Source organism: Microbacterium sp. NPDC089987 (genome assembly GCF_044748505.1).
Lineage (GTDB): Bacteria > Actinomycetota > Actinomycetes > Actinomycetales > Microbacteriaceae > Microbacterium.
Genome location: NZ_JBIVGE010000001.1, coordinates 1,240,909 through 1,253,454, shown reverse-complemented (window position 1 = coordinate 1,253,454; position 12,546 = coordinate 1,240,909). Strand labels below are relative to the sequence as shown.

The window sequence follows — 12,546 nt, the reverse complement described above, 5'->3', positions numbered from 1 at the left end:
CTCAGGAACCCCCCTTCGGCGCGCTCAGGAACCCCCCTTCGGCGGGCTCAGCAACCCACGCCGGGAAGCTGAACAGCCACGACACCGGAAGGCCCCGGGCGCGCCTGCGCTCGGGGCCTTCTGCGTGCTCATAGCCTGGGGGAGTGAGCTCCCTGCGCGTCCTCGGCATCGATCCCGGCCTCACCCGCTGCGGCATCGGGGTCGTCGACGTCGACCGGTCGCGTCGGGCATCCCTCGTGCATGTCGGGGTCGTGCGGACTCCCGTCGATGCGGACCTGTCGACGCGGTTGGCGGCGGTGGCCGCGGGCATCCGCGCGGTGATCCACGAGCACCAGCCGGGCGCGGTCGCGGTGGAGCGGGTCTTCGCCCAGCACAACGTCCAGACTGTGATGGCCACGGCCCAGGCATCCGGTGTCGCCCTCCTCATCGCCGCGGAAGCCGGACTTCCCGCCGCGACCCACACGCCCAGCGAGGTGAAGGCCGCCGTCACCGGATACGGCTCTGCCGACAAGCGCCAGGTGCAGTCGATGATCGCGCGGATCCTGCGACTGGATGCTCCACCCCAGCCGGCCGATGCCGCCGACGCCCTCGCGATCGCCCTCTGCCACGCGTGGCGCGGCGGCTCCGCCGCGGCGGCTGCCGGCACCAGTCTCACCCCGGCGCAGCAGGCCTGGGCCGACGCCGAGCGCGGCAGCCGGAGCCGGTCGCTGCCCGCGCGCGCCCGTGTCGGTCGAACGGATGTACGACCTGCTCGATAGGCTGGCCGCATGATCTCGTCTCTGCGCGGCACGGTGCTGCACGCCGGCTCGACCCACGTCGTCATCGAGACCGGCGGAGTCGGGTTCTCGGTCTTCGTCCCCGGCGATGTGGCGCACACCGCCGTGGTCGGCGACCAGCTTCAGCTGCACACCAGCCTGATCGTGCGCGAGGACGCGCTCACCCTGTTCGGCTTCAGCGACAGCGACGAACTCGAGATCTTCGGTCAGCTGCTCAGTGTCACCGGCGTCGGGCCGAAGTCCGCACTCGGCGTGCTCTCGCACCTCACCGTCGATCAGATCGCAGAGGCTGTCACCGCAGAGGACGACGCACCGTTCCGCCGTGTGTCGGGAATCGGCCCGAAGACGGCGAAGCTCATCGTCGTGCAGCTGGCGGGCAAGGTGCAGCCCCGTGTGGCATTCGCCCCCGCCGGGGCTCCCGCCACCGCCACCGTCGAGCAGGTCGCCGCGGCGCTGGTCGGACTGGGCTGGTCGGAGAAGGTCGCCGCGGAAGCTGCGGCGCAGTCGGCGGAGGATGCCACCGACGCCGAGCGCGAGTCGGTTCCGGCGCTGCTGCGCCGCACGCTCGCCGCCATGGGACCGGGGGCCAAGCGTGGCTGACGACGCGCGTGATGCAGGGGAGGCGCTCGACGAGACCGAGCTCGCGATCGAGGGCGCGCTCCGGCCGACCAGTCTCGACGAGTTCGTCGGGCAGCCGAAGGTGCGCGGTCAGCTGCAGCTGCTGCTCGAAGCCGCGCGCATCCAGGAGCGCCCGGCCGATCACATCCTGCTCGCAGGTCCCCCCGGGCTCGGCAAGACCACCCTCGCGATGATCGTCGCGCACGAGAGCGGCCGGCCGCTGCGCCTCTCCAGCGGTCCCGCCATTCAGCACGCCGGGGACCTCGCAGCTCTGCTGTCGAGCCTCACGCCGGGCGAGGTGCTGTTCATCGACGAGATCCACCGGATGGCGCGCTCCGCCGAGGAGATGCTGTACCTCGCGATGGAGGACTTCCGCATCGACATCATGGTCGGCAAGGGTGCCGGCGCCACGAGCATCCCGCTCGAACTCTCGCCCTTCACGCTCGTCGGCGCGACGACCCGCTCTGGCCTGCTGCCCAATCCGCTGCGCGACCGCTTCGGATTCACCGGCCATCTCGAGTTCTATGACGACGACGATCTCGAGCGCGTGATCGCGCGGTCGGCCAACGTGCTCGGCGTGCGGCTGCCCGACGACTCGCTCAGCGAGATCGCGCGACGCTCTCGCGGCACCCCCCGCATCGCGAACCGCCTGCTGCGCCGCGTGCGTGACTATGCGCTGGTTCACGGGGGCGGCGCGTCGGCGTCGATCGCCGACGTGCAGGCGGCACTCGAGCTCTACGATGTGGACCCCATCGGCCTCGACCGGCTCGACCGAGCGGTGCTCGAGGCGCTCGTGCGTCGGTTCCGCGGCGGACCGGTGGGGCTCAGCACCCTGGCGGTGGCCGTCGGCGAGGAAGCCGAGACCGTCGAGAGCGTCGTCGAGCCCTACCTGGTGCGCATCGGCTTCCTCGGGCGCACCCCGCGCGGACGTATCGCCATGCCCGAGGCCTACCGGCACCTCGGCATCGCGCACCCCGAAGGCGTGGCATTGTTCGATGACCTATAATCGCTGAAGCCTCCCCGAACCCTTGTGCGCTCATCGGCGTGCGCTCTTTGAAAGGCCCATCCCTATGGATCCCATGTCCCTCATGCTCTTCGGTCTTCTCGCCGTGATGCTCGTGTTCATGTTCCTGAACACCCGCAAGCGCCAGAAGCAGATGAAGGAGCAGCAGGAGGAGAAGGCCACCAAGACGGTTCCCGGCGTCAAGGTTCTGCTGCAGGGCGGCCTGTACGGCACCATCGTCTCGTACGACCCGGTCGACCTCGACAAGCCCGCTCGCGTCGAGATCGCACCCGGCGTCGTCATCGAGGTGCACAGCCAGGCGATCCTGCGCCTCGTGGACGAGACTGCGGAGGGCGACGTGCTCATCGACACGCCCGTCACCGATGTCGACGCGCCCGCTCAGGACCGGACCGACGGCATCGAGTCCATCAAGGTCGAGACTCCCGAAGAGACCAAGGCGCGGCTCGAGCGCAACGACGAGAACTGACGCGCCGGCACCTCACTCGAAAGCGGAACTCAGTGGCATCAACATCTCCGACTCGCCATGCCTGGCGAGTCCTCCTCGGCCTGCTCATCGTCACGGCCGTGCTGTTCGGCATCAATGCTCTCGGCGTGTACGTCTTCAAGACCGACGCCGGAGAGCCGGCCAGCTCCTGGGCCCCTGAGCTCGCGCTCGACCTGCAGGGCGGAACGCAGATCATCCTCGGCGCCGAGTCGCCCGACGGAGCCGCCCCCACCGAGGATCAGCTCAATCAGGCCGCTGCGATCATCCGCCAGCGTGTCGACGCCTCCGGTGTCGCCGAGGCAGACATCACGACGGAGGGCGGCCGCAACATCGTCGTCCAGATCCCCGGCGCCGCAGACCAGGCCACCCGCGATCGCATCCAGGCCAGCGCCAAGCTCGAGCTGCGCCCGGTGATTCTGGCCACCGCCCCGGCGACCTCGTTCGTCGGCGAAGACGGTCAGGAGACGGCGTACCCGACCCCGGACGACGCGATGAACGCGACGCCCACCGCCGAGCCGACCGACAAGTCCGACCCCAACTGGGTCACCGACCGGCGAGTGGCCGAGCTGCAGGCCTACGACTGCTCCGCGAAGCACGATTCGGCGAACGCCCCCGCGGATGAGCCGCTGATCGCATGCGAGGAGAACGGCAGCTACAAGTACCTGCTCGGACCCGTGGAGCTCGACGGCAGCGTGATCAACGACGCCACGGCCGGACGCGAGCAGCAGAGCGGCCGTTGGACGGTCAACCTCGTCTTCGATGCCAAGGGCACCCAGATCTTCGGCGAGGTCAGCCAGCGGCTGAACGCCAACCGCCTCGCGCAGCAGTCGCCCCGCGACCAGTTCGCGTTCGTGCTCGACGGCAAGGTGCTCTCCGCGCCCACCATGCAGGCGGTCATCCTCAACGGCAAGCCCAGCATCTCGGGCAACTTCACGCAGGACAGCGCGAAGGCCCTCGCCGACCAGCTGCGCTACGGTGCGCTGCCGCTCAGCTTCACCGTCGAGAGCTCGGACACCATCTCGGCGACGCTCGGCTCGCAGCAGCTGCAGATCGGCCTCATCACCGGTCTCATCGGGCTGGGGCTCGTGGCGCTGTACTCCCTGATCACGTACCGGGCACTCGGCTGGGTGATCATGGCATCCATCGGCGTGATGGGCGTGCTGACGTACATCGTCATCGCGATCCTCGCGTGGCGGATGGGCTTCCGCCTGTCGCTCGCCGGCGTCGCAGGTCTGATCGTGTCGATCGGGTTCACGGCCGACTCGTTCATCGTGTACTTCGAGAGAATCCGAGACGAGCTGCGAGACGGCAAGTCGATCGTCGCCGCCGTCGAAGACGGTTGGGGGCGCGCGAAGCGCACCATCTACATCTCGAAGTCGATCAACGTGCTCGCCGCCGTCGTGCTGTACGTCCTCGCCGACGCCACGGTGAAGGGCTTCGCGTTCACCCTGGGTCTCACGACGCTCATCGACGTGTTCATCTTCGTGATCTTCACCCACCCGGTCATGCAGCTGCTCGCGCGCACCCGGTTCTTCGGCGGGGGGCACAAGCTCTCAGGTCTCGACCCGGATGCGCTCGGAGCGGTCTACCGCGGTCGCGCGCAGTTCCGCGACGTGCACACCGGTTCGTCCGGGCGCGCCGCCCGCAACAAGGGCGCGCGCGGCGAGGCCGAGAAGCGGCAGACCATCGCCGAGCGCAAGCGCGCTGAGGCTCTCGCGGGATCCAAGGATGCCGGAAAGGACTCCGACGCCTGATGTTCTCCATGAATGAGTTCGGCAACAACCTCTACTCGGGCAAGACCTCGTTCCCGTTCGTCGGAAAGCGGCGCCTGTGGTTCGTCATCGCGATCCTGCTGGTCGTCGGCTCCGCCCTCGTGCCGCTCATACGTCCGGTGCAGTTCTCGATCGAGTTCACGGGCGGATCGCAGTTCGTCGTGTCCGCCCCCTCGTCCACCGATCAGGCCCTCGCTACCGACGCGGTGCGCTCGGTCGTGCCGGACGCGGCCGCCAAGGTGGTCACGGTCAACAACCGCGACGTGCGGGTGCAGACCGACCAGATGACGCCGGACGAGACGCAGGATGTCAAGGCCGCCCTCGCCGACGCGTACGACGTGAAGGCCGACGAGATCACCGATTCGTTCATCGGGCCGGCCTGGGGCGAGAACGTCACCCGCCAGTCGCTGTGGGGCCTGGCGATCTTCCTCGCCCTGACCTTCCTCATCCTCGCGATCTACTTCCGCACCTGGAAGATGTCGGCGGCCGCCATCATCGGCCTGCTCGACGTGCTCCTGATCACGGTCGGCGTGTACGCCCTCGCCGGGTTCGAGATCTCGCCTGCGGCGGTGATCGGATTCCTCACGATCCTGGCGTACTCGCTGTACGACACCACGGTCGTGTTCGACAAGGTCCGCGAGAACACCACAGAGGACGTGAATCAGACGTCGCGCACCTTCGGCGAGTCCGTGAACCTCGCGGTGAACCAGACGCTGATCCGCTCGATCAACACGTCGGTCGTCGCTGCTCTGCCGGTCGGCGCGATCCTGTTCATCGGCTCGCTGTGGTTCGGCGCCGAGACGCTCACCGACATCTCGCTGTCGATCTTCGTCGGCATCATCGTCGCGACGTACTCGACGCTGTTCGTCGCGGCGCCCCTCTACTCGCTGTTCCGCGAGAAGGAGCCTGCCATCGTCGCGCACGACGCGAAGGTGCACGAGGCGCGCGAGCGCGCTGTCGCGGCGGTGTGATCGCCCGCGCGCGGCCGGGGACGACCTCGGCCGCGCGTAGGATGATCTGATCGGGAACGGGAGCAGAAGATGGCGGATTCTCAGGCGACAACGCAGGTCTCGAGCCTGCGCCGGCTGGTGCCGCGCATCTTCTCGCGCGCACCCAGGGTCAACGACCTCGACAACCTGATCCGCACCGTCCGCGCGAACCACCCGCGCGGGGACCTGCCCATCATCGAGCGGGCCTATCGGGTCGCCAAGGAGAAGCACGAGGGGCAGCGCCGCCAGAGCGGCGAGCCGTACATCACGCACCCCCTCGCCGTCGCGCAGATCCTGGCAGAGCTCGGCCTCGGCCCGCGTGCCATCGCCGCGGCCCTGCTGCACGACACCGTCGAGGACACCGGGTACGCGCTCACCGAGCTGACGGCGGAGTTCGGCGACGAGGTCGCCATGCTCGTCGACGGCGTCACCAAGCTCGACAAGGTCAAGTACGGCGAGAGCGCGCAGGCCGAGACGGTCCGCAAGATGATCGTGGCGATGTCGAAGGACATCCGGGTGCTGCTGATCAAGCTCGCCGACCGCCTGCACAACGCCCGCACCTGGGGCTTCGTGCCGCCCGAGAAGTCGGCGCGCAAGGCCAAGGAGACCCTCGAGATCTACGCGCCGCTCGCGCACCGTCTCGGCATCCAGACGATCAAGTCCGAGCTCGAGGATCTCTCGTTCGCGGTGCTGCACCCGAAGATCTACGCCGAGATCAACAGCCTCATCGCGCAGCGCACCCCGCAGCGCGAGAAGTACCTGCAGAGCGTCATCGAGTCGATCAACGAGGATCTGCGCGAGCTGCGCATCCGCGGCAAGGTGGTCGGGCGCCCCAAGCAGCTGTACTCGGTCTATCAGAAGATGGTCGTGCGCGGACGCGAGTTCGACGACATCTACGACCTGATCGGCATCCGCGTCCTGGTCAACTCGGTGCGCGACTGCTACGCCGTGCTCGGAGCGATCCACGCCCGGTGGACGCCGCTGCCCGGCCGCTTCAAGGACTACATCGCCACCCCCAAGTTCAACCTCTACCAGTCGCTGCACACGACGGTCATCGGGCCGTCGGGCCGCACCGTCGAGATCCAGATCCGCACGCACGAGATGCACCAGCAGGCGGAGTTCGGCGTCGCCGCGCACTGGATGTACAAGGAGCGGATGAACGGCGGCAAGGTGGATGCCCGTGCCGCCGACGCCGACATGGCCTGGCTCGCGCACATCTCCGACTGGCAGGCGGAGACGGCTGACCCGAGCGAGTTCCTCGATTCGCTGCGCTTCGAGATCGGCGCGAAGGAGGTCTACGTCTTCACCCCGAAGGGGCGGGTCATCGGCCTGCCCACCGGTGCGACGACGGTGGACTTCGCGTACGCCGTGCACACCGAGATCGGGCACCGCACGATGGGCGCCAAGGTCAACGGGCGGCTCGTGCCGCTCGAGACCGAGCTGAAGAGCGGCGACGTGGTCGAGGTGTTCACCTCGAAGAACCCCGACGCGGGACCCAGCCAGGACTGGCTGAGCTTCGTCAAGAGCACCCGGGCGCGCAACAAGATCCGCGGATGGTTCACGAAGGAGCGTCGCGAGGAGGCGATCGAGCAGGGCAAGGAGTCCATCGCCAGGGCGATGCGCAAGCAGAACCTGCCCCTGCAGCGGCTCATGAACCAGGAATCGTTCGCCGAGGTCGCGCGTCAGCTGCGCTACGAGGACGTCTCCGGGCTGTACGCCGCTGTCGGCGAGGGGCACGTCTCGACGCAGTCGGTGCTCGAGAAGGTCACCGCTCTCGTCGCCGCCGATGAGGACACCAGCACGGGCGCCATCGAGCTGCCGGGCCGTGCCCCGGCGCGCGAACCGCGTACGAGCGATTCCGGTGTGCTGGTGCGAGGCGCCTCGGACATCCTCGTCAAGCTCGCACGCTGCTGCACTCCGGTGCCCGGAGACCCCATCGTCGGGTTCGTCACGCGGGGCAGCGGCGTCTCGGTGCACCGTCAGGACTGCGTGAACGTGAAGGCGCTCGGCTCCGACCCGGAGCGCTTCATCGAGGTCGAGTGGGCGCCGACGACCAAGAGCGTGTTCCGCGTGCAGATCCAGGTGGAGGCGCTCGACCGCTCCGGCCTGCTCTCCGACGTCACGCGCGTGCTCAGCGAGCACCACGTCAACATCCTCTCGGCCACGGTCTCGACCACCGACGAGCGTCTCGCTCTCAGCAGATTCGTCTTCGAGATGGGGGACTCGGTGCACCTCGACCGGGTGCTCAACGCCGTTCGCCGCATCGATGCCGTCTACGACGTGTACCGCGTCACCACGTCCTGAGCCGCCAGCTCTCCAGGATCCGTCTGGCGTGGGCGGCGCCCGGCCGCCTGCCCAGCGGCAGCACCCGCGCGCGAACGGCGTCGATCAACCCGGGCGAGACGCCGATCAGCGCATGCAGCCAGATCTCGTCCTCAGCGCTGCGCGCCGAGCTGAGCAGCAGCGACACGGCGGTCGCCTCCGGCGTCTGAACCCATACTCCGGCAATCGATCGGATGTCGTCGGCGGCGAGCCGTCTCTCGTGATGCACCACGCGCATCGACGGACCGATGCGCTGGCGGCTGACGCTGATCCGGGACACATGGTGAACGCTCGGGGGAGCGTCGCCGGCCCCGTGCACCCAGGCGGCGCTCACGCCGCTCACGGCCGTTCCCGGCGGGACGAGTGGCGAGAGGCTCAACGCTCTCGCGCCAGGTCCCTCGATGGTGTCCGCCGGCATGTATCCCTCGCCGACCTCGACGACGTCGCCGTCGAGGCGTGCAGCGCTGAGCTCGGTCAGGCTCAGCCGGCCACCCGGACGGTAGAACAGGGCAGGATGCACGCTCAACAGTATGAGCCGCGACGCCCACCAGAAGGACGTCGCGGCTCATACTGTGGACAACGGCGGATGCCGGTCAGCCGGCGAGGTTCAGCCGCCCAGGGCGCTCAACCACGAGCGACGCGCGGCGAGGGCCTCGGTGGCCTCCTTGGCTGCGCGCTTGTCTCCGGACTTTTCCGCCGCGGCGAGCTCGGCCTCGAGCTTCTCGATGGCCTCGAGAAGCTGCGAGCTCATGTCGTTCGCACGAGCCTTCGTCTCAGGGTTGTTCTTCTTCCAGTCGACGTCCTCACGCGACTTGAGGGCCTGCTCGATCGAGCGCATGCGGTCGTCGAGCGCCCGCTCCTTCTCGCGCGGGAAGATGCGGCCGACCTCGTCCCACTGATGCTGGATGCGCGTGAGCAGGGCGCGGGCGCGCTTGAGGTTCGGCTCGTCGGCGACGGCCTTCGCCTCTTCGAGCAGTGCCTCACGAGCCTCGATCTTCGGAGCCGAGTCGGCCTCCTCAGCGGCCGCCTGCTCTGCGCGTGCGGAATACAGCGCGTCGCCGGCTGCCTTGAACCGCGCCCAGAGCGCGTCATCGGCCTTGCGGCCGGCGCGCCCCGACGCCTTCCACTCGTCGAGCAGATCGCGATAAGCGGGGATGCCGTCGACGCCGCGGGGTGCCAGCGCTTCCGCGCGCTCGACGAGACGAGCCTTGGCGTCACGGGCGGTGCGGTGGGCGTCGTCGAGCTCGGAGAAGAACGCCCGTCGTGCCTTGTCGACCGTGGTGCGCGCATCCCGGAAGCGCTTCCAGAGCTGCTGCGCCACGCCCTTGGGCAGGCGAGGCGCGTTCTGCTGGTGAGCCTGCCAAGCGTCGAAGAGCTCGGTCATCTCTGCGGTGACCTGCTTCCACTGCACCTTCGCCAGATCGCGGCCGGCGATGGCCTCGGCCTTCTCGACGATCGCGGTGCGCTCGGCGATGGCGGCGTCCAGCGCCTCTTTCGCGGCGGCCGACTCTCTGGCCGCGGCGTCGGCGAGCGAGGCGAGGAGCGTCTCGATGCGCTCACGGAGCGAGACCAGGTCGCCCACGGCGGCGGGTTCCGCGGCCTCGCCCTTCAGGTGCGTGGCCTGCTTGGTCAGGTCGGTCGCCGATGCGCCGCCGCTCTGCGCGCGGGTCTCGAGCGTGCCCAGCTTGACGGCGAGGTCGTCGTACTTGCGGCCGTAGTACGCCAGCGCCTCTTCCGCGGTGCCGTCGGGGTACTGGCCGACCGGACGCCAGCTCTCGCCCTCGCGCACCTCGACCGTGCCGTCCTCGGTGACCCGGCCCCATTCGGCGGCGTCCGAGGTGACCGGCGCGACGGCCGGCGCTGCTGGCGCTGCCGCTGCCACGGTGGGCATCGGCTTACGCGGCGGAGCCGGAACAGGCGGTCCGGGAACAGGAGGGGTGGGCGTGGGGGCGTCGTTGTCAGACACGATGTTCTCCTTGCGCGGTCGCTCCGCGGGAGTGGGAAAGGACGTTGCTCAGCCTAGTTCACTCGCCCGGCGTCTGCGTCGGCGCGGGCGCCGGCGTCTCGTCGGGATCAGCGCTCTCGGACGGCTCAGGAGAAGGGGTCGGCGCGGGAGTCGACGTCTGGGTCGGGGCGGGCTCCGGTGCGGTCATCTGCGCGTGCACGGCCTGGCTGGCGACAGCGCCCGCGACGATCAGCGACCCGATGACAGTGGCCACGATCGTGTCGCGCCGACGACGCCGGATGATCTTGGCGTTCCACGCGCTGCGCGCCGCATACAGCCGGGCGCGCTCCGCGTCGGTACGCGTGCGCTGGGGGTTGCGGGAACCGCGTGCTGCCATGGGGCCTCCTCCTGATGCGATCGTCAGGAGCCTACCCGGGCACGCCCGGTGTCCGCCCTGCCAGCTAGCCTGGAACGATGACCTCCGCGCCCCTCCTGTCGGGACAGACTCCGCTCGCTGTGCGCATGCGACCGGTCTCGCTCGACGAGGTGGCCGGGCAGCAGCATCTGCTGCGCGCGGGCTCGCCGATCGTCGCCCTCGCCGACCCCGATGCCAAGGCGCCCGGCGCCGTGTCCATCATCCTCTGGGGACCGCCCGGCACGGGCAAGACGACCCTCGCGCAGGCGATCGCGCGCTCTTCCGGGCGCCGGTTCGTCGAGCTGTCCGCGATCACGGCGGGCGTGAAGGACGTGCGCGAGGTCATGCAGGAGGCGGTCACGCAGCGCGACCTGTACGGGCAGACGACGATCCTCTTCCTCGACGAGATCCATCGGTTCACCAAGGCGCAGCAGGATGCCCTCCTGCCCGGCGTCGAGAACGGGTGGGTCATCCTCATCGCGGCGACGACCGAGAATCCGTCCTTCTCCGTCATCTCGCCGCTGCTCTCCCGCTCGCTGCTGCTGACGCTGAAGCCCCTCACCGACGATGACATCGGCGTTCTGCTCGACCGTGCGGTGACCGACGCGCGTGGCCTGGGCGGAGCAGTCGCGGTCTCGGACGACGCTCGAGCCGCGCTGATCAGGCTGGCGTCGGGCGATGCGCGTCGCGCCCTCACCGGCCTCGAAGCTGCGGCGGCCGTCGCGCTGTCGAAGCAGGAAGACGGAGATGGCGTCGTCGTCTCGGATGAGGACGTCGCACAGGCCGTGGATCGCGCGCTGCTGCGGTACGACCGGCAGGGCGACGAGCACTACGACGTGATCAGCGCGTTCATCAAGTCGATCCGCGGCTCGGACCCCGACGCGGCGGTGCATTATCTGGCGCGCATGATCGAGGCGGGGGAGGACCCGCGCTTCATCGCCCGCAGGCTGGTGATCTCCGCCGCGGAGGACATCGGTCTCGCCGACCCGCACGCGCTGAGCATCGCGACCGCGGCGGCCGACGCCGTCGCCTTCATCGGGATGCCCGAGGGCCGCATCCCGCTGGCCGAGGCCACCATCTACCTGGCGACCACCGCCAAGTCGAATGCCGCCTACACGGCGATCAACCAGGCGATATCCGATGTGCGGGCGGGCGGCTTCGGGCGGGTTCCGATCCATCTCCGTGACGCGCACTACGCGGGAGCCAAGCGCCTGGGACACGGGAAGGGCTACCGCTATCCGCACGACAGCGACGCGGGCATCCTGCCGCAGCAGTACCTTCCCGACGAACTCGTCGGCCGCCGGTACTACGAGCCGAAGAACCTCGGTGCCGAGCGCGACATCGCACCGCGGCTCGAGCGCATCCGCAGGATCCTCGGCGACCGCTGAGACGCTCAGCCCGATCTGTTAGCATTGAGCGGCTCGAAACACAGTTTTCGGGCATCCCTCTCTCCTGCACCACTTCCTGTCGCGCCCCGGCGTGCGCGTCGAGAAGAAGGAAGCGAGGCGATACGCCCGTGAGGCGCGAAAGACGCGTCCACGTCACGGAAGGAACACTTCGTGGTCACGAAGTCCCAGGACCGCCGCAAGGTCCGTCTCAGCCGTGCGCTGGGAATCCCGCTCACCCCGAAGGCCGCCCGCTACCTCGAGAAGCGTCCCTACGCTCCCGGCGAGCACGGCCGCACCAAGCGCAAGGCTGACAGCGACTACGCCGTCCGTCTGCGTGAGAAGCAGCGTCTGCGCGAGCAGTACGGCATCCGCGAGAAGCAGCTGCGCATCGCGTTCAACGAGGCCCGCCGCAAGGACGGCCTGACCGGTGAGAACCTGGTCGAGCTGCTCGAGATGCGTCTCGACGCCCTCGTCGTGCGTGCCGGCTTCGCCCGCACCACCGCGCAGGCTCGCCAGCTGGTCGTGCACCGTCACATCCTCGTCGACGGTCAGCTCGTCGACCGCCCGTCGTTCCGCGTGAAGCCGGGTCAGCTCATCCACGTCAAGGCCAAGTCCGAGGCTCTCGAGCCTTTCCAGGTCGCAGCAGCCGGCGGTCACGCCGAGGTGCTGCCCCCGGTTCCGGGCTACCTCGAGGTCGAGCTCGACAAGCTGCAGGCCCGCCTGGTCCGTCGTCCGAAGCGCGCCGAGGTCCCCGTGACCTGTGAAGTGCAGCTCGTCGTCGAGTACTACGCAGCTCGATAAGACACTGGGTGC

General features: G+C 69.1%; 12 protein-coding genes. 9 read left to right on the top strand and 3 right to left on the bottom strand.

What is annotated here, in order from left to right:
• The first annotated feature begins 143 nt into the window (after positions 1-143).
• The 7 genes from ruvC to ACIPV2_RS05855 all read left to right on the top strand — a co-directional run bounded on the left by ruvC (position 144) and on the right by ACIPV2_RS05855 (position 7,967).
• Complete coding sequence (ruvC, locus tag ACIPV2_RS05885; protein WP_400839325.1) at positions 144-758, top strand: crossover junction endodeoxyribonuclease RuvC; 615 nt, start codon at positions 144-146, stop codon at positions 756-758.
• Between the two features lie 9 nt (positions 759-767).
• On the top strand, positions 768-1,376 hold the full coding sequence (ruvA, locus tag ACIPV2_RS05880) for a Holliday junction branch migration protein RuvA (RefSeq protein ID WP_400839323.1): 609 nt from the start codon (positions 768-770) through the stop codon (positions 1,374-1,376).
• Positions 1,369-2,400 carry a Holliday junction branch migration DNA helicase RuvB gene (ruvB, locus tag ACIPV2_RS05875; protein ID WP_400839321.1) on the top strand — a complete coding sequence of 344 codons (1,032 nt, stop codon included), beginning with the start codon at positions 1,369-1,371 and terminating at the stop codon, positions 2,398-2,400. Before ruvA ends, ruvB begins: the two co-directional genes overlap by 8 nt.
• A 73-nt stretch (positions 2,401-2,473) precedes the next feature.
• Complete coding sequence (yajC, locus tag ACIPV2_RS05870) at positions 2,474-2,884, top strand: preprotein translocase subunit YajC (RefSeq protein WP_400839937.1); 411 nt, start codon at positions 2,474-2,476, stop codon at positions 2,882-2,884.
• A gap of 32 nt (positions 2,885-2,916) precedes the next feature.
• Positions 2,917-4,656: a protein translocase subunit SecD gene (secD, locus tag ACIPV2_RS05865; RefSeq protein WP_101186632.1), complete on the top strand. Its 1,740-nt coding sequence runs from the start codon at positions 2,917-2,919 to the stop codon at positions 4,654-4,656.
• The gene (gene secF, locus ACIPV2_RS05860; protein WP_101186631.1) at positions 4,656-5,645 is read left to right on the top strand and encodes a protein translocase subunit SecF; all 990 of its coding nucleotides are present in this window, start codon (positions 4,656-4,658) and stop codon (positions 5,643-5,645) included. The genes secD and secF overlap by 1 nt, the downstream gene beginning before the upstream one ends.
• Positions 5,646-5,714: 69 nt before the next feature.
• A complete protein-coding gene (locus tag ACIPV2_RS05855) occupies positions 5,715-7,967 on the top strand; it encodes a RelA/SpoT family protein (protein ID WP_400839319.1) in 2,253 nt (750 codons plus the stop codon).
• Here the strand turns inward: ACIPV2_RS05855 and ACIPV2_RS05850 are convergent.
• From ACIPV2_RS05850 to ACIPV2_RS05840, 3 genes are all read right to left on the bottom strand, one after another.
• Positions 7,954-8,505 (bottom strand): SAM-dependent methyltransferase, encoded by a 552-nt coding sequence (locus tag ACIPV2_RS05850; protein WP_400839317.1) that lies wholly within the window; start codon positions 8,503-8,505, stop codon positions 7,954-7,956. The genes ACIPV2_RS05855 and ACIPV2_RS05850 overlap by 14 nt on opposite strands.
• An 87-nt stretch (positions 8,506-8,592) precedes the next feature.
• Positions 8,593-9,951: a DUF349 domain-containing protein gene (locus tag ACIPV2_RS05845; RefSeq protein ID WP_400839315.1), complete on the bottom strand. Its 1,359-nt coding sequence runs from the start codon at positions 9,949-9,951 to the stop codon at positions 8,593-8,595.
• A gap of 58 nt (positions 9,952-10,009) precedes the next feature.
• Positions 10,010-10,327, bottom strand: coding sequence for a hypothetical protein (locus ACIPV2_RS05840; protein ID WP_400839313.1), 318 nt, complete (start codon positions 10,325-10,327; stop codon positions 10,010-10,012).
• Positions 10,328-10,404: 77 nt separating this feature from the next.
• Between ACIPV2_RS05840 and ACIPV2_RS05835 the strand changes: the two genes are divergently transcribed.
• Positions 10,405-11,733: a replication-associated recombination protein A gene (locus ACIPV2_RS05835; protein WP_400839311.1), complete on the top strand. Its 1,329-nt coding sequence runs from the start codon at positions 10,405-10,407 to the stop codon at positions 11,731-11,733.
• A gap of 171 nt (positions 11,734-11,904) precedes the next feature.
• Positions 11,905-12,534, top strand: a complete 630-nt coding sequence (gene rpsD, locus ACIPV2_RS05830) for a 30S ribosomal protein S4 (RefSeq protein ID WP_071643686.1) — start codon at positions 11,905-11,907, stop codon at positions 12,532-12,534.
• The last annotated feature ends 12 nt before the right edge of the window (positions 12,535-12,546 follow it).